Origin of the sequence: Viridibacillus sp. FSL H8-0110 (genome assembly GCF_038003565.1) — a bacterium.
GTDB classification, from domain to species: domain Bacteria; phylum Bacillota; class Bacilli; order Bacillales_A; family Planococcaceae; genus Viridibacillus; species Viridibacillus arenosi.
The window spans coordinates 2410772-2429271 of sequence record NZ_JBBOPJ010000001.1 but is presented as its reverse complement, the minus strand read 5'-3'; the positions used below and the strand labels follow the sequence as shown (position 1 = coordinate 2429271).

At 34.8% G+C, this 18500-nt stretch carries 18 protein-coding genes; 16 read left to right on the top strand and 2 right to left on the bottom strand.

Annotated elements, in window-relative coordinates:
• Positions 1-522: 522 nt before the first annotated feature.
• The 16 genes from MHH98_RS12110 to MHH98_RS12035 all read left to right on the top strand — a co-directional run bounded on the left by MHH98_RS12110 (position 523) and on the right by MHH98_RS12035 (position 16036).
• Positions 523-906 carry a GntR family transcriptional regulator gene (locus tag MHH98_RS12110; RefSeq protein WP_038181317.1) on the top strand — a complete coding sequence of 128 codons (384 nt, stop codon included), beginning with the start codon at positions 523-525 and terminating at the stop codon, positions 904-906.
• Complete coding sequence (locus tag MHH98_RS12105) at positions 899-1747, top strand: ABC transporter ATP-binding protein (RefSeq protein ID WP_340712950.1); 849 nt, start codon at positions 899-901, stop codon at positions 1745-1747. Before MHH98_RS12110 ends, MHH98_RS12105 begins: the two co-directional genes overlap by 8 nt.
• Positions 1744-2364, top strand: coding sequence for an ABC-2 transporter permease (locus tag MHH98_RS12100; RefSeq protein ID WP_340712948.1), 621 nt, complete (start codon positions 1744-1746; stop codon positions 2362-2364). Before MHH98_RS12105 ends, MHH98_RS12100 begins: the two co-directional genes overlap by 4 nt.
• A 9-nt stretch (positions 2365-2373) precedes the next feature.
• Positions 2374-2997: an ABC-2 transporter permease gene (locus MHH98_RS12095; protein WP_038181326.1), complete on the top strand. Its 624-nt coding sequence runs from the start codon at positions 2374-2376 to the stop codon at positions 2995-2997.
• A 670-nt stretch (positions 2998-3667) separates the two neighbouring features.
• On the top strand, positions 3668-4690 hold the full coding sequence (locus MHH98_RS12090) for a LacI family DNA-binding transcriptional regulator (protein WP_038181329.1): 1023 nt from the start codon (positions 3668-3670) through the stop codon (positions 4688-4690).
• A 104-nt stretch (positions 4691-4794) separates the two neighbouring features.
• Positions 4795-5946 (top strand): Gfo/Idh/MocA family protein, encoded by a 1152-nt coding sequence (locus tag MHH98_RS12085; RefSeq protein WP_340712946.1) that lies wholly within the window; start codon positions 4795-4797, stop codon positions 5944-5946.
• A gap of 27 nt (positions 5947-5973) precedes the next feature.
• Positions 5974-6975, top strand: coding sequence for an ABC transporter permease (locus tag MHH98_RS12080; protein WP_038181333.1), 1002 nt, complete (start codon positions 5974-5976; stop codon positions 6973-6975).
• A gap of 12 nt (positions 6976-6987) precedes the next feature.
• Positions 6988-7866, top strand: coding sequence for a carbohydrate ABC transporter permease (locus MHH98_RS12075; RefSeq protein ID WP_038181336.1), 879 nt, complete (start codon positions 6988-6990; stop codon positions 7864-7866).
• A gap of 33 nt (positions 7867-7899) precedes the next feature.
• Complete coding sequence (locus MHH98_RS12070) at positions 7900-9516, top strand: extracellular solute-binding protein (RefSeq protein WP_076065072.1); 1617 nt, start codon at positions 7900-7902, stop codon at positions 9514-9516.
• Positions 9517-9586: 70 nt separating this feature from the next.
• Positions 9587-10261, top strand: a complete 675-nt coding sequence (locus MHH98_RS12065; protein WP_340713540.1) for a YesL family protein — start codon at positions 9587-9589, stop codon at positions 10259-10261.
• Positions 10258-11451 carry an N-acetylglucosamine-6-phosphate deacetylase gene (gene nagA / locus MHH98_RS12060; RefSeq protein WP_340712943.1) on the top strand — a complete coding sequence of 398 codons (1194 nt, stop codon included), beginning with the start codon at positions 10258-10260 and terminating at the stop codon, positions 11449-11451. The genes MHH98_RS12065 and nagA overlap by 4 nt, the downstream gene beginning before the upstream one ends.
• Positions 11452-11516: 65 nt before the next feature.
• Complete coding sequence (locus tag MHH98_RS12055) at positions 11517-12248, top strand: GntR family transcriptional regulator (protein WP_340712941.1); 732 nt, start codon at positions 11517-11519, stop codon at positions 12246-12248.
• Positions 12249-12323: 75 nt separating this feature from the next.
• A complete protein-coding gene (locus tag MHH98_RS12050) occupies positions 12324-13166 on the top strand; it encodes a class II fructose-bisphosphate aldolase (protein ID WP_038181347.1) in 843 nt (280 codons plus the stop codon).
• Positions 13163-14092 carry a 1-phosphofructokinase gene (gene pfkB, locus MHH98_RS12045; RefSeq protein WP_076065071.1) on the top strand — a complete coding sequence of 310 codons (930 nt, stop codon included), beginning with the start codon at positions 13163-13165 and terminating at the stop codon, positions 14090-14092. Before MHH98_RS12050 ends, pfkB begins: the two co-directional genes overlap by 4 nt.
• A gap of 16 nt (positions 14093-14108) precedes the next feature.
• Complete coding sequence (locus MHH98_RS12040) at positions 14109-15125, top strand: SIS domain-containing protein (protein ID WP_340712939.1); 1017 nt, start codon at positions 14109-14111, stop codon at positions 15123-15125.
• 17 nt (positions 15126-15142) lie between these two features.
• The gene (locus MHH98_RS12035; protein ID WP_340712937.1) at positions 15143-16036 is read left to right on the top strand and encodes an ROK family protein; all 894 of its coding nucleotides are present in this window, start codon (positions 15143-15145) and stop codon (positions 16034-16036) included.
• 40 nt (positions 16037-16076) lie between these two features.
• Here MHH98_RS12035 and MHH98_RS12030 read toward each other — a convergent pair whose 3' ends face one another.
• Both MHH98_RS12030 and MHH98_RS12025 read right to left on the bottom strand, forming a co-directional pair.
• Positions 16077-17174 (bottom strand): ABC transporter ATP-binding protein, encoded by a 1098-nt coding sequence (locus MHH98_RS12030; protein ID WP_340712936.1) that lies wholly within the window; start codon positions 17172-17174, stop codon positions 16077-16079.
• Positions 17175-17266: 92 nt separating this feature from the next.
• The gene (locus MHH98_RS12025) at positions 17267-18181 is read right to left on the bottom strand and encodes a PucR family transcriptional regulator (protein ID WP_038181358.1); all 915 of its coding nucleotides are present in this window, start codon (positions 18179-18181) and stop codon (positions 17267-17269) included.
• Positions 18182-18500 lie beyond the last annotated feature (319 nt).

The window sequence follows — 18500 nt, the reverse complement described above, 5'->3', positions numbered from 1 at the left end:
CGTAGTATATAAACTTCAATGCGGTGATGGTGAAGGGGGAGTTGCTCCACACGAAAAGTAATAATAAAGGTAACTGCCCAATAAGACCATAACTATAAAGAATAAAAGAGTATCCTTCGGGGTGCTCTTTTTTTGAAAAATTTTCTTGTATGGTTGGTGTTTTAAAGTTTTAAATTTACAAACTGGATGTTAGCGTCAATAAAGATGAAAAGAGTGATAAATAGTCCTTTTTATATTTCATTTAAATAGAATGACTAATTCGTAATTAATTGAGTTTCTTCTATATATATAGTTAATGTATTATGTAAAACACCTGCCGACGTATAGTTTTATTGTGTTACAAGATAGGTCCCCAAAATAGTCCCCGAATGTCCCCCAATTCATCATAAGACAATGAATCACGTTGAAGTAGATAAATGAAAAACTCAATGGTTATAGGGTTTTTATTACACAATGATAGACAATGAATTGTCATCCGTATATACTGTGTATATACAGTTAGGAAATCAGGGCGGTGTGACCATGAAAATAATCATAAGTAATGCAAGTGACAAGCCGATTTATGAACAAATTACGTTGCAATTGAAAAATGCGATGGTAAAAGGGGATTTAAAGTCAGGGGAAGCATTGCCTTCCATCAGAATGTTAGCAAAGGATTTGAAGATTAGTGTCATGACGACGAAACGTGCATATTCCGATTTGGAGAAGGACGGATTTATTGAAACAGTACCAGGGAAAGGTTCTTTTGTAGCAGAACGTAATCGTCAGTTTATGTTAGAAGAATATCAACGAGAAATTGAGTCGCACTTGCAAAAAGCGTTAGATCTTGCAAAAACAGCAGGAATCGATCGTCAAGATTTAATAGAGATCCTAAATTTCTTGGGGGAGGAGAATATTCATGAATAGCATTGAAGTAAAAGGCCTATCGAAGAAATATAAAGAATTTCAAATCGAGGATGTTTCACTAACATTACCTAGAGGTGTCATTATGGGTTTCATCGGTGAGAATGGGGCAGGTAAGACAACTACTATTAAATGTATCTTAAATTTATTGCAAAACGATACAGGAGAAATACGGTTATTCGGAAAAAAATTAGAGGAAGCCGAAATTGAAATAAAAGAAGAAATCGGTGTAGTCTTTGATGATATTTTATTTCCGGAACCGTTAAACCCAACTAAGATAAATCACTTTATGAAGAAACTATATAAAAATTGGGATGTCAGTTACTATTTTGGACTACTAGAAAAATTCCATGTACCGCTAAAGAAAACAATGAAAGAGCTGTCACGCGGGATGCGTATGAAGCTATCCATTGCCGTAGCATTAGCGCATCATCCAAAACTTTTAATATTAGATGAACCTACAAGCGGTTTGGATCCGATTGTACGTGATGAGATATTAGAACTTTTCCAGGACTTTATGCAAGATAAGTCTCATAGTATTTTATTTTCATCACATATCACTACAGACTTAGAGAAAATTGCAGACTATATTACATTTATCCATGAAGGTAAAATTCAGTTCAGTGAAGAGAAGGACTATTTACTTGAAGAGTATGCCATTTTCCGAGGAGATGATCAGGAGCTTAAAGCGATACCACCAACCGCTATTAAAGGTATTCGTCGAAATGCCTATAGTGTCGAAGCGCTGGTGAAGAGATCTGAAGTAAATACTATCTTCTCTCTTGAGAAACCGACAATTGAAGAGGTTATGTTATTTACAGTGAAAGGGGGGGCTCTAAAATGATGGCATTGATTCAAAAAGATTTGATGGTCATACAAAAGCAAATGAAAGTAATGCTTGGCTTGTTTTGTTTAATGTTAATCGTAAGTTATTCGTTTCAAAATGTAGCTTTTTTCAGTACTTTTATCGTCTTCATTATGATGCAAGTAATGACTGCCTTCACTTACGATGACATGTCAAATTGGGGAAGATTTGCAAACACGATGCCAGTGAAAATGCACCAGCATATATTAAGTAAATATGTTTTAGCATTGATATTGACAGGAATAGGCTTAGTTTTCTCTCTACCTCTACTTTTTATTGGAGGGGACTCAATACTCAACGATAAAAAGGCAGCGAGTTTTATCCTTTTAGGGATCTTGACATTATGTTTAATCCTATTTTCAATCGTGTTACCTGTGTTTATTAAATTAGGACCAAATATGGGGCGGATTATTTTAGTCGCCATTTTCTTGCTTCCAACTTTTGTATACCCTTTAGTAGATGATTATTTTAATTGGACGATACCATCGATGAAAACGATTGAAACCTTTATCTATTTTGCGCCAATTGGTGGGTTATTAATTATGGTTATTTCTTATCTACTATCAGTACAAATTTATGTGAAAAAGGAATTTTAGGGGGTACCAATGAGGGGATTACTTCAGAGAGATTGGTATATAAATAGGATTCATTGGTGGTTTATAGTAGCATCTTTTACATTAATAATTTCTATAGCATTAATCAGTGAAGGGCCATTTGCAATATCATTATTTGGTGCTCCTTTAATGGGGCTATTTTTTATAGTAAATACATTTGCAATTGATGAGAAAGCAAATTGGCAGCAATTCGCTAACATTTTACCAATTACAAGAGAACTGTATGTGAAATCTCGCTATGTAATGTCCTTTTGGATTAATACAATTACGCATATCAGTACATTTTGCATTGCGTTTCTGCTCAATCTAATGGAAAAAGAGCTGTCACTATTTTTATTAATATCAGCAACTTCAGTAAGTTATGGTGTGTTTATATTTATATTTGTTTTTTATCTGCCTGTTGTTATAAATAAAAGCACTCAATTTGCACAGTGGATATTAATTATTGTGCTATTGATAATTAGTGCTTCTGTATTACCATTGTTATTATTACTAATTGTAGCTGAAACTGTTCCATCCATTTTTGTTTTTCTGACTGTACCAGTAATTGCACTATTACTGTTTTATATTTCTTATAGAATTTGCGTATATAAATATAACGAAAAGGATTTATAATAAAAGAATTTTCGTCAAAAGAGAATAAGAATATGAAATATTAAAGGGCATTTCTATTACAGGAGAATGCTCTTTTAATATATAGAAATGTTTAAAAAAACTAACCTTAATATAAAGACTTACTGTTCTAAATTAAATCGTCGTATTTAATAAAAAGAATATATTTTACAAACTAAAATCGATAAATACGATCTACAATTCTCATGAAATCCCAATAATGATTACGTACAAGATATAATTTTTAACAGTCTTTTTAATGGTTTTGGTAAACGAAAAAATGATTACGTACAAGATATAATTTTTAACAGTCTTTTTAATGGTTTTGGTAAACGAAAAATAAGTATTGTTAATATGCATGAATACGCTGATAGCTCTAGAATAATATTGTATTAACATTAAATAAACTCAACATTTAAACAGTGGTTTAATGATAAATTATGTTAATAAAGTAAATAAAAAAATATATTGACAATTAATATTTCGGATTATATATTGTATTTAGTACCAATTTTCAGAATATAAAAAAGGTATTGATATTTCTTTAATTTAACTTGTACCTACAACCTGTTGACCTAATATAGGCATGCGTAAAAAATTCCCTATACTACTATAAAATATATTGTATAATAATAGGAATTGAAAACGGTTGCAAGGGAATGAGGTACATAGAATGGTTAGGTTAAAAGAAATAGCAGAACATGTTGGTGTTTCAATTACAACAGTTTCACGCGTTATAAAAAATGATCCGTCACGGAATGTGAACCCTGATACGAAGAAGAAAATATGGAAGGCAGTTAAAGAGCTAGGTTATATTCCAAATGAATATGCAAGACAACTCGTATCATCTTCAGCTCAAGAGAAGAAACGTACAAAGAGGATTGCTTGGCTCGCAAGTCCGCGTTTAGCGGAGACTAACCCGTACTTTTCTAAAATTTATTCAGGCATTAATGAAACATTAAATGACGCGGGCTACACTTTATTGTTAATAAGCAATGAAGATTTAGAAGATGATGTACTTTTTCATCAAATAATCCGAGAAAAAGAAGTAGATGGTGTATTACTAATTGATGAGGTTGACGAAGAAAAACTCACTGAAATTAAGGATTTGATTCCAGTCGTTGGAGTGGACTTTAACTATAGTGATCATGCAATTTCTACTGTGGATTATGATAGGGAAGAAGCTGCGTATCAAGCTGTTGAACATTTAATTAAAAGAGGTCATGAAAAAATTGGTTTCATCGGCGGTGGAATTGGAATTGAAATGACGAAAGAAAAACGTTTCAAAGGATTTAAAAAGGCAATGAATGATTTTGAATTAGCAATTGAAAAGCACTGGATCATTAATTCTGATTGGTGCATGGAACAAAGTTATCTGGCAGCAAAAAAAATATTAAGTGAGACAATAAATAACCGTCCTACCGCGATTTTTTGTGCAGGTGATTTACTTGCAATAGCAGCAATGAGGGCTGCACATGAACTTGAACTTAATATTCCAGGTGATATTGCATTCATAGGAATTGATAATAACGAAATGGCACAATACATTGTTCCTGCGTTATCTACTATATCGGTTCCACAATATGAAATGGGTGTAATTGCAGCAAAAACGTTAATGAGTCAAATAGAAGATAATCCGAATATGGCGTTAAAAACCTTATTACCATTCGAATTATTAGTTCGCCAGTCTACATAACAAATCGTCAATTAATTTTTAAAACTCTTTGGGAAAACGTTTTCCGGAAATCAGGAAATATTCCCCCGTTATTTAAATAATTAAAAAATAGATGAGGTGTAAAAATGAAAAAAGTAAGAATTGGTGTCATTGGTGCAGGTTTACGAGGTGGACTTGCTCAATACTGGCACAAACCAGAAGGTGAATCAGAAGTTGTTGCACTCGCTGATCTATCCCAAGAACGATTAGACAAGTTTCAAGAAAAAATCGGCTCACCGTTATTTTTAACAAAAGACTACAAAGAATTATTGACTCGTGATGATATCGATGCAATCGCAGTATTGTCTCCAGATTATTTACATGAAGAACATGTAATTGCGGCTCTTGAAGCTGGAAAACATGTGTATTCTGAAAAACCACTTGCTATTACGGTCGAAGGTTGTGACCGAATTATTGAAGCTTGGGAAAAATCAGGGAAGCATTTAATGGTTGGTTTCAACATGCGTTATATGAGTATGTACCAAACTATGAAAGATATTATTGATTCTGGTGCTATCGGCGAATTGAAAACGATTTGGGTTCGTCACTTCGTAGGATTTGGTGGTTATTTCTATTACCACGATTGGCACGGGAATTCAAAGAATACAACTTCTCTACTATTACAAAAAGGTTCACATGATCTGGACGTTATCCATTGGATTTCAGGAAAGTACGCGACAAAAGTTTCGGCATTTGGCTCACTTGATTATTACGGAGGGGACAAGCCAAACAATTTAACATGTCCAGAGTGTGATTTAAAGAATACATGTCCTGAGTACGTTCCACATACATTTACGGAATGTGCATTCCGAGAAGAAATTGATGTTGAAGACAACAATATGCTTATTATGGAACTTGAGGGCGGCATTAAGGCATCATATCTGCAATGTCACTTTACACCAGATTATAACCGTAACTATACGTTCATCGGTACAGAAGGTCGTATAGAGAACGATGATGTAAACGACAAAATTTACCTAAAAACACGTAAAACTAACACAGTGAAAGAGTTTAGTAATGTCACATACGAAATGAAACCTGAAGAAGGAAGTCATGGCGGAGCAGATCCGAAAATTGCACAAGATTTTGTTGAATTAATCTTACGCAATAAACAACCACTTACAACTCCATTTGCTGGAAGAATGAGCGTAGCAGTTGGATGTGCAGCTACTGAATCTATCCGTTCAGGTGGTAAAGTAGTCAACATTTCTCAAGAATCTACTATCGTACACAGTTAATATGTTTGTAAGAAAAGGGGTGTGACCATGACTAAACTGGATGAAGGTGTAGGTTATGTAGATGAAATAAAGAAAAGTGAAATAAAGAAGCCGTTAAAAAATAGACCTAAAGTGAAGAAAAACGCTCGAATTGAATGGAAAAAATCATTCAAGAAAAACTGGGAGCTTTATCTATTACTTACACCTGTTATTTTATACTTTCTTGTATTTCATTACTTTCCTCTTTATGGTCTACAGATCGCATTTAAAGATTTTATCGCGACGAAAGGGATTACGGGGAGTCCTTGGGTAGGATTTAAACACTTTGAGAGATTCTTTGATAGTTATTATTTCTGGAGACTTATTAAAAACACTGTAGGAATTGGACTATTCACACTTTTAGTTTCATTCCCAGTTCCTATCATTCTAGCTCTTATGCTAAATGAAGTGAAAAGCTTACGATATAAGAAATTTGTTCAAACAGTAATTTATGCACCGCATTTCCTATCAACAGTTGTTGTCGTTGGGATGCTACTCTTGTTCTTGAAATCAGATGGACTTGTCAATCAAGTGATTATGTTATTTGGAGGCAATTCAATTGATTTTATAACAGAGCCTGGTTGGTTTAAAACGCTGTTTGTATTCTCTGATGTATGGCAAACAATGGGTTGGAGCTCAATTATTTATATTGCAGCACTCGCTGCGGTGGATCCCGCTCAACACGAAGCAGCAATGATTGATGGTGCTTCTAAGTTCCAAAGAATTATTCATATCAACATTCCAGCAATTATGCCTACAATTGTTATTCTATTCATTTTGAATGCAGGATCAGTTATGGCAGTAGGATTTGAAAAAGTATATCTTATGCAAAATGATTTAAATATGTCGACGTCTGATGTTATCTCAACTTTCGTATACCGAAGCGGTATCTTGGAAGCTCAATATAGTTTCTCAGCTGCAGTTGGACTGTTCAACTCGCTCATTAACTTCATCATGCTCATCATGGTAAATCAAATTGCGAAAAAAGTGAATGAGACAAGTCTATGGTAAGGGGTGACTAAATTGAGAGAAACGAAAACAGATCGCGCGTTTAATATATTCAACATTGTATTTCTTGCAATTGTCGCTTTACTAGTAATCTATCCATTGGTTTTTGTTCTCAGTGCATCTCTTAGTAACCCACAGTATGTTTTATCAGGTGAGCTGTGGTTATGGCCTAAAGAATTTACATTAGATGCATATGAAAAGGTATTCAAGAACGAGGATATTATTAATGGTTTTGTGAACACGTTGAAATATACAGTATTTGGTACTATCCTGAATGTTATCATGACCATTTTAGCGGCATATCCGTTGTCACGTAGAGATTTAAAGGGACGCGGATTCATCATGGCATTTATCGTTTTCACAATGTTCTTTAGTGGGGGGCTTATCCCGACATATTTACTTATTCGTGATTTAGGAATGTTAAATACGTTTTGGGTTATGGTCATTCCGAATGCTGTTGCAGTCTGGAATATTATCATAATGCGTACGTTCTTCCAGTCTATTCCTCATGAGTTAGAGGAGTCGGCAATGATTGATGGTGCAGGGAATTTCAAAATTCTTTGGAGTATTGTACTTCCTTTATCGTTCCCTGTAATAGCTGTAATGGTACTTTTCTATTCAGTAGGCCATTGGAATTCATACTTCCAAGCATTAATCTATTTGCAAGATCAAGATAAGTTCCCACTTCAATTGATTCTTCGACAAATACTGATTCAAGGTCAAACTGATGACATGATTAAAGCAACTTCTGAAAGCTTTTTAGCTCAACAACTAAGTGTTGAAGGGTTGAAATATGCAGTACTGATTGTGGCAAACTTGCCAATGCTTATGCTTTATCCGTTTTTACAACGATATTTTGTAAAAGGGGTTATGATTGGATCACTTAAGGGGTAACAAAGAAAACAGATATACGAGGGGGAGATTGTATTGAAGAAGAGGTATTTTGCTGGTATTGTGACAAGTCTATTATTAACATCTAGTATTTTAGGAGCATGCTCTAGTGATGAAGGAACAACTGGAAAAAGCGAGAATGTAGATAATGTTAATAAAACAGGTATGCCTATTGCTAAAGAAAAAATCGAAGTAGATGGTTTTGGAGCAAAATTCTTTGCATCACAAGATTGGAACAAATTGATGCTTTGGGATGAGTATGCGAAAAAGTCAAATATTGAAGTGAACTGGAAAACAGTACAAACTGAGGCTTTAGCTGAGAAAAGAAACTTAATGCTTGCAGCAGGAGATTACCCAGAATTATTCTTTGCATCAGCTTTTCCTAAAACAGATTTGGTTAAATACGGACAGCAAGGAGTGTTTCTACCATTAAATGACTATATTGATGAATATGCACCAAATTTCAAGAAAATTATGGATGAATATCCATCAGTGAAACAAGGCGTTACAATGGCAGATGGCAATATTTACGGCTTCCCTACAATCTATGACCCGAAATTTGAATCGCTTCGTGCTGGGACACCTTGGATTAACCAAGAGTGGTTAGATAAATTAAACTTAAAAGCGCCAGAAACAACGGATGAATTATATAAAGTATTGAAAGCATTCAAGGAAAATGATCCTAATGGCAATGGTAAAGCGGATGAACAAGCTTGGGGTGGTGGATATGGTATTCTTGAATTCATTAATTATTTACGTGGAACGTATGGCTTAAATAAACAAGGAACGATGAATATTAACCTCGACTTTAAAGAAGGAACTGAAGAATTCCGTTTTGTTCCGTCAACGGATGAATATAAAGAATTACTTACATTCTTGAACAAGCTTTATACAGAAGGCTTAATTAACAAAGATGTTTTCACTACAGAACCTCAAACATTTTCTGCTGAAGCATCTAAAGGTAATTATGGTATGTTAAATGAAGTTGACCCTAAAGAATTGTTGAAACTTGATGGTTATGTAGGTATACCAGTTTTAGAGGGTCCTTCAGGAGAACGTGCTTATAACGCAGTTACAAATGGACTTGGAAACCTTGGTATGTTTGTTTTAACTGATAAGGCGAAAAATCCAGAAGCATTAGTCCGCTGGATTGATTACCTTTACGGTGATGAAGGTACGAAAATGTTCTTCATGGGCTTCGAAGGTGTAACTTATGAAGAAGATAAAGATGGTAACTTCAAATATCTACCAGAAATTACAGATAATCCAGACGGTAAAAATATGGACCAAGCGATCAGTGAATTTTTAACTTGGCCAGGTGGATATTACCCTGGGATTGTAAAACAGAAATACTTCCAAGGTGCTGAAGCAAAAGAAAATACAATTAAAAACGCTGAGCAAGTTCGCCCATATCGTATTAAAGATGAAGATATTCTGCCAGGACTGAACTATACACTTGAAGAAAGTGATAAAGTTAGTGCAATCTTGACAGATATTCAGACATATGTTGATGAAATGGCTGCAGGCTTTATAACAGGTAAACAAGACTTCAGCAAGTGGGAAGACTACAAGAAGACTCTTGATAAAATGCAATTACAAGATTATCTTAAAACTGCTCAAGGAGCATACGATCGCACTAAAGGTGAAAAGTAAATTTAAAATTGCTCATACAAGGACCTCCTTGTATGAGTTTTACCCTTTAAGGGAGGTAGTATAATTGAACATGAACGGATGGAAAGGGAAGCTCTATTGGTTTGTAGAATTTGTGACGATGTTGGCTGTGCTGCAACTAATGTGGATTGGATTAACTTTACTAGGTCTAATTATTTTTGGTGTATCACCAGCTACTGTTGGACTATTTTCGATAATGAGAAAAAGATTACATGGTCAGGATGATTTAAAAACACTTATCAAAAATTATTGGAAAATATATAAAGAAGAGTTTATTAACTCAAATAAGATTGGTGTTATTTTAATTGGTATTGGTTATTTTTTAATAATCAATTTGAAAATTGTTTTAAATATGAGTGGTAGTTATAGTATTTTAATGTTGACGTTGATTGTCATGATTACGATTTTGTATGCTGTAATGGTAATGAATATATTCCAAGTGTTTGCGCATTACGACCTACCATTCTCTCGTTATTTTTCGACATCTCTTCTATTAAGTATCTCATTTCCACTCCAAATGCTTGGTTCTATTATCGGTCTCTATGTTTTGTGTCGAATTTTCTTATTCATACCAGGTTTACTTCCGTTTTTTGGAATAAGTGTAACGATACTATTTCTCACATGGATGTCATCCCAAATTTTTAAATTAAAAGGCGAATCGGATGGTTCTATACAGAAAGAAGATAAAAATAATAAACAGCAATTTGAAGAAGGTACTTTATCATGAAAAATATAATATTAATTAACGCAACAGTTGTACTTGAAAAAACAATTGTTCCAAATGGATTTGTTTATATAAAAGGGGAAAAGATTGAGTCTGTTGGTAAGATGGAAGAATGTCCGAAAAATAGTGATGTGGACCAAGTGTTTGATTGTACCGGAAAACAATATGTTATTCCAGGTATGATCGATATGCATATACATGGTGCTGCCGGATATGATTTTATGGATTCGACTAAAGAATCTTTTGAAGAAATCGCCTATGCACTTGCAAAAGAGGGTACAACTTCTTTTCTTGCAACAACGATGACAAATCCGATATTACATATAAATGAGGTTATTAAAAATCTAGCAAGCTATATGAAAGAGAATAATCTTTCGGGTGTGGCGGAGATGTTAGGTATTCATGTTGAAGGACCATTTATTAATAAGGAACAAAAAGGGGCTCAACCTGAAGATGCTATTCTAGTACCTAAAGTGAGTTTATTTAAAGAATGGCAAACGCTATCTGGAGATAATATTAAAGTTTTAACATTTGCTCCTGAATTAGATAACCATTTTGAATTGCTAAAGGAACTTAAAAGTAACGGTGTTATTCCATCAATGGGTCATACAGATGGTTCTTACGATGAGTGTTTGCAAGCTATAAATCATGGAGTTGAACATGCTACGCATCTTTTTAATGGAATGAGAGGATTGCATCATCGTGATCCGGGTGTCGTAGGAAGTGCACTTTTAAATGATGATATTTTTGTTGAAGTCATTCCTGATGGCATTCATTTTCATCCAGACTTATTGAAAATGGTTGTAAAGATGAAAGGGCTTGAAAGGATGCTCGTAATAACCGATGGAATTCGTGCTAAAGGAATGTCCGATGGGGTTTATGATCTAGGTGGTCAAAAGGTGACGGTTAATGCTGGTAAATGCATTTTAACTTCTACGGGATCACTAGCAGGTAGTATCGTCACGATGAATAATGCACGATTGAATCTAATAAAATGGCTAGGACTTACTATTCACGAACAACTACAAGTCACATCGGCTAATCAAGCTAAGCGTCTAGGTATATACGATATTAAAGGATCTATTCAAGCTGGAAAAGATGCTGACATCGTAGTTCTAGGGGAGAATGGTGCAGTCGAATTGACAATTTGTAGAGGATTAGTTGCTTTTCAACAAAAAGATGCATTCAAATAATGTCAATCTTTGTGAAATGATGATATATTGAAATTATGAAGAAGTAAGAAGAGGATGAGTAACGTATGAAACCGTTAGATCAAAAAAGTATTATTCCATTATATCATCAACTAAAGCAACGTTTAGATGCGCGCATTAGAGGAGGTGAATGGAAGCCGGGTGATAAAATAGATTCTGAAAATCGTTTAATGGAATTGTTTCAAGTAAGTAGAAACACAGCGAAAAAAGCGATTGAAGAATTAGTTCAAGAAGGTACATTGTATCGAGTACAAGGAAAAGGGACTTTTGTTTCGAAACCTAAATTTGAACAGTCACTAGGTGGTTTTTATAGTTTTAGTCGAGTTTTACAAGAACAAGGTCTACATCCAAAAGATCATGTGCTTGAAGTGAAGGAAGTCAAGCCATCAGCAACTGTTAGGCAAGGACTACAGCTTCCAGAAGGTGAAATGGTCGTTGAAATAAAACGATTACGCTGTGCAGAAGACGAACCTATTATTCTTGAATCATCATTTTTGCCAAAATCGGTTATTCAAGATATGTCCGTTTTGCATGAAGTTGGAACGTTTTCTCTTTATGATTTATTAGCTGAACGATATAACGTGGTAGTTGTTCGAGCGAAAGAGGCTTTTGAACCGGTTCTAATTCGAGAGGAAGAAAGTGTACTTTTAGAGACAGAAGTCGGAAAACCTGCTTTACTATTGGAAAGAACAGCCTTTGACACGAATAATTGCCCTGTAGAATTTTGTATTTCAATTGTACGTGGTGATCGTTGTAGATTTTACACTGAGCTTCATTAATACTCATAGAATTTTCTATGAGTTTTTAAATAACTAAAGTTAACCCAACAACCCATCTATTAGGAGGAAGAAATTATGTCATTAGTTACAACGAAAGAAATGTTAAAAGACGCTTACGATAATCATTATGCAATCGGTGCATTCGGTGCGCACAATTTAGAAATTATTAAAGCAGTAATTGCGGGCGCTGAAGCAACAGGTTCACCAGTTATTCTGCAAACTACTGCAAGCACATATAAATATGTAGAAATGCCATATATGATTGCAATGGCAAAAGCAGCTGCCGAACAAGCAAAAGTACCAGTAGCACTACATTTGGACCATGGTGAATCATATGATGTTGTGATGGAATGTTTACGCGCAGGTTATACATCTATTATGATCGATGGTTCAAGACTACCATTAGAAGAAAATATTGCGCTTGTTCGAAAAGTAACGGATGCAGCAAATGCTATCAATGTACCAGTAGAAGCGGAACTAGGAACAATTGGTGGTGTAGAAGATGATCTTGAACTTGAAGAGTCTAAAGCATTTTTCACTGATCCGGTAATTGCTGAACGATTTGTACGAGAAACAGGAATCTATTCATTTGCCCCTGCTTTTGGAACGGCACACGGAAATTATAAAAAAGAGCCTAAGTTACAATTTGATTTACTAGAAGAAATTCAAAAATTAACAAATATCCCTTTAGTTATGCACGGAGCATCGGGTGTACCGGATGCTAGTCTAAGAAAGGCATTAGATTATGGTGTTGCAAAAGTGAACTTCTCAACGGAATTAAAAGACATGTTCGCAGAAGAAGTTCGAGCATTTTTTAAAGAAAATCCAAATGAAAACGACCCACGCAAATATTTCATGCCTGCACGTGAAGCGCTTATTGAATTAGTAAAAACAAAGATTGTTACTTTACAAAAATGATAACAACGATCACGTTAAATGCAGCAATCGATCAAGTCTATGAAGTTGATTCATTAGCTGTTGGAGGTACGAATCGAGTTTCAACCATAATTCAAGAAGCGGGCGGTAAAGGGATTAATGTTGCAAAAGTTCTCAAGCGTTCTGGAGCAGACGTTACTGTCGGTGGGTTTGCAGGTGGTATTAATGGTGAGAGAATTCGTCAGTTACTTTTGAAGAAAAGTATTCCAAGTGAGTTGATTCAAGTAGAGGGTGAAAGCCGTGTCTGCTTAACTGTGCTAGATTCAAAGAAAAGTAAAGTAACAGAATTACTAGAGAGTGGTCCAGAGATTACAAAGCAAGAATGGCAAGCAATGCTCAATTGGATAGATGAACAATCTAAAAGTGTGAACTGGTTTGCACTATCTGGCAGTTTGCCGAAAGGTTTACCAACAACGGCTTATACTGAACTTATTGATATTATTAATGCAAACGGAGCAAAAGCGATTCTTGATTCAAGTGGAGATGCTTTACGAAATGGCATTAAAGCAAAACCTTTTGCGATTAAACCGAATGAATTTGAAATTGCTACAATTCTCGGCAAAGCAACAGTAAATGAAACTGATCTACTTGATGTAGGAAAACGTTTTGTAGACGATGGAGTTGAGCATGTCTGCTTTAGTTTAGGAGAAAAAGGTGCGATTTTTGTCAATAAAGATGGTTATTTCAAAGCAGATGCACCGAAAGTAGAGGTTGTTAACACAGTAGGTAGTGGAGATGCTTTTGTAGGTGGTTTGTTATATGGATTAGCTAATGGTGAAGAACCTTTAGAAGCTTATAAAAGAGCATTAGCATGTGGTTCAGTCAACGCAATGTATAGCAAAATTGGTTTCATTGATTCGCAACAAGTTGAAGAATTGATGGGGCAAATTACAATCATAAAATTATAGATAGGGGAAAAGAAATATGTATACTTATAAAGAGATAACTGGTCAAGGCGAACAACTTCAAAAGACTCTTGAGATTGTAGAGAATTTAAATCTTGAAATCGGAAATGTAGATCAAGTCTTATTTACAGGATGCGGAACATCCTATTACATAGCAGCTTCAGCAGCTAAGTATTTCCAAACAGTTACAGGAGTATTTGCTTCAGCAATTCCTGCATCTGAATTATTCCTTCATACTTCTTCATGTATAGTACCAGGTAAAAAGTATCTTATTGTTGCAATTTCAAGATCAGGAACTACTTCTGAAATACTTATCGCATTGGATCATTTAAAAGGCCATGCTAACCTTAGCACTATGGCAATTACATGTAACGGTGATACACCGATGGCAACTGCAGCAGATAATGTAATCGCTCTTGATCATATTTCTGAAAAGAGCGTTGTAATGACACAATCATTCTCAAATATGTTGTATGGCCTACAAGTATTTGCAGCAACACAAGTAAATTCGACTCACAATTTAAATGAGTTAAAACAAGTGCCACAATTGGTTGCAGACGCGTTAACAAAAGAAGACTTAATAAAAGTTGTTGCTGAGGATCTTAATAAAACTCGTATTATCTTCTTAGGATCTGGTTCATATAACGGTATAGCGAAAGAGGCAACACTAAAATTAAAAGAGATGACGCAAACAGAATGTGAAAGCTATTCTAATTTAGAATTTAGACACGGTCCGATTTCAATTGTAGACGAAACTACAGTTGTTATCTTGATGACTCAACTAGAAACAGCTGATTATGATCAAGCATTAGTTAAAGATATTCAAAAACTTGGTGGCCGTGTTCTTACTATTGGGCCAACACCTGAAGGCTTTGAAGCGGACCATATTATAAATTTGACGGATGAAATTAGCGATTTAAATAGACATGGAATTTATGTCCCATATCTGCAATTACTTGCGTATCAACGTGCGATTCATCTTGGATATAATCCAGATAAGCCTCGTAACCTTACTCAAGTTGTTAAATTGTCGTAATTGGATGGTGAATGAGAATGGAATACATTTTAGCAGCCGATGTTGGAGGAACTAAACTAGCAACAGCTTTATTTCGCAAAGATGGTACCATTGTGGAAGAGAGCGTAATACAAAGTGAAAAACAAGACGGTGAAAAACTATTCCATTCACTAGTAGATTCTTTTAAGAATCTACTAGTGAATTCATGTGTTTACATGGATGATGTGATGGGGATTGCATTGGGAATTCCCGGGATTGTAGACTCAGAAAAAGGCATCGCAGTTTTTCAAAATAATCTACCATGGAGAGATTTTCCACTATCAGATAGACTAGCTATTGAGTTTCCAGAAACTAAGATTAAAATAGACAATGATGTGTATATGGCTACTTGGGGAGAGTATACGAACCGAGGATATTCTAAAGAGTCCATGGTTTATGTGACGCTGAGTACGGGCATTTCTTGTTGTTCGATTCATCAAGGAGAGTTTTTACGAGGAGCAGGCATGGCAGGAGAAATTGGGTTTAGTCTCACAGACAATCCAGAGACAACGCTTGAACCTCTAGTTTCTGGTCCTGCATTGGAATCAAAAGGACGAAAGCATTTTAATAATACTACATTAAAATTACATGAAATGATGGAATTATATTATCAAGGTGACGATGCAACCGTTTCTATCATAAACGAGGCAGTTACTTCGTTAGCTAAAGAAGTACATCATATTATGGTTTTTTTAGATCCGCACTGTATCGTTCTTGGAGGTGGTGTTTTCAATCATCATCCTGAACTGATCAAGGCAGTTAAGAATGAGGTCGGAAAGTATCTTAGCCATCCATTACTAAAAGGCAAAGAAGAGCGTATTGAAGCAAGCATATATAAGGACGAAGCTGTATTACGTGGTGTTGCCTCAACAATAATAGAAGAAAAAAGATAAAAAATTAACCCCCATCCAGATTACTAGGTGGGGGTTTTTGTTATCTAATGCGACTCTTACTTTCTTTATCAAAGAAATGACTTTTTGAAATATCGAATGCAAGCTTAATTTTTTGTCCAGGTTGGATAAGTGAATCAGAAGATAATCGAGCAATATATTGTTGACCATCTAGTGCAGAATAGACCATTAATTCGGCTCCTGTTAATTCAGATACTTCAATATTTGCCTCAACTGTTGACTCTGTATGTTGAGCCAGTACTAATGGATCTTCAGAAATATGCTCAGGTCTAACACCAAGAATAATTTCTTTACCGTTATAGCCTTGACTATTTAAGATTGCTAGTTTTTCATGAGGGATTTTCAACAATACACTTCCAGCTTTGAAGTAACCACTATCGATTGTACCTTCAAAAAAGTTCATTGCAGGTGATCCAATAAAGCCGCCTACAAATACGTTTTCGGGATTTTCATAAACATCTTTTGGTGTTCCGATTTGTTGAATTAGACCGTCTTTCATAACAACAAGACGTGAAGCCATAGTCATCGCTTCAGTTTGATCATGAGTTACATAGATTGTTGTCGTTTTCAAACGTTTATGTAATTTTGCAATTTCAGCACGCATTTGAACACGCAATTTTGCATCTAAGTTTGATAAAGGCTCATCCATTAAAAATACTTTTGCATCACGAACAATTGCGCGACCAAGTGCAACACGTTGTCGTTGTCCACCTGATAATGCTTTAGGTTTACGATCTAAATAAGGCTCAAGATCAAGAATACTCGCTGCATTTTTCACACGTTTTTCAATCTCCGTTTTAGAGAATTTTCTTAGCTTTAATCCGAACGCCATATTGTCATATACAGTCATGTGAGGATAAAGTGCATAGTTTTGGAACACCATTGCGATATCCCGTTCTTTTGGAGGGACATTATTCATAGATTTACCATCAATGCTAAATTCCCCTTCAGAAATCTCTTCAAGTCCTGCAATCATACGTAGTGTTGTCGATTTCCCACATCCAGAAGGACCTACAAGAACGATAAACTCTTCATCTTGCACACGCAAATTGAAATTAGAAACTGCTGTACTTCCGTCATCGTAAACTTTAAAAATATCTTCAAGAACCATTTTCTCCATATTAAGCACCCCTTTAATATCGCTTTATATATTAAAGTTTAACAATCATAGGCGAAACATCATATGTATAATGTGCACAATTTTCTGACGTATTAATTGTGCGCTTTGTCTTCTTCTTCACTAGCTATCAAACTCGCACAATATGAAACAAGAGCACCGTCAAAATACCGTACAGAAATACCAGTAATATCTTGGAACTTTGTAAGGCGATATTGAAGCGTATTTCTATGCACATGTAATTCTTTAGCAGTAACAGAAGCATTAAATCCATTTTCAAAAAAGAGTTGAACTGTTTGCAGTAACTCCATATCAAATTCAATTGGCTCTAATACTTCTTTGCGGATCATCTGTTTCATTTCGTCAGACATTTGTTCAATTAAACTAATAGGGAAAGTCTTTTCCATCGTATAAATTTGTTCAGAATGATTTCTTATAAGACCTTTTTTAAACCATTCTTTTTCTTTTATAAAATGACTAGAAAAGGGTGTAGCTGTCGAATAGAATTTTCCAATATACATCTTGACCTTTAAGAAAAAATCACTTTCAAGTGCAACGACAAAAGAAGAGAAGTCATCAAAAGTATGTATATATGAAGCTTTCTGTTCAATAAGGACGGCATCATGTGTCGAAATAAAAACAAGTTGCATAGCATCATTAAAATAAGCTTGAACAGCTTGATTCAAGTCGGACTTTAAGATGTCGTCAGCTTTAAAATGAAGTTGGATAATACGGATATCACAATCCTCTTTTAAAGGAGAAGAACCACTTTGTAATAAAAATTGAATCCATTTTTCTGAGATGGAATCATTACTAAATGGAGTGGGTTGTATCTCTTTAAAAAGTGAAGTTAACAGAGCATAATCACGAGCTGTTAATTCTTTTCTGTCGACGGTCATCCAAGTATTGTTGAATTGGTTATGGAATATATGAATATTTTCTTCAGTATTAACGGGACATTCGGTTAGTAGATTGATAGAAGGAAATAGAGCTGCTAAGTTAGTTGACATAATATGTGATCTCCTCTCCTTAAGCTATTACAGCTTATGATAATAATAAAGTAATTTGATATTAGGAAATGCCAATCAAAAGTAAACAATCCTTTTTTCTATTATAAATCACAAAACTCTATTTGACATAACTGAACAGTTGAAATATTTGAAAGATAAATAATAGTTATTTTTATTTAATGTTAATCATATCTATTAAGGTTAGAGGCGTATTAAAAATGACGAATTTAGCATTGAGAATGAAGGTATACTATCGTAATTTAATAAATCTAATAATTTCAAGCAAAAGTCAATAGATATTTGTTTTAGGGAGGGGAGA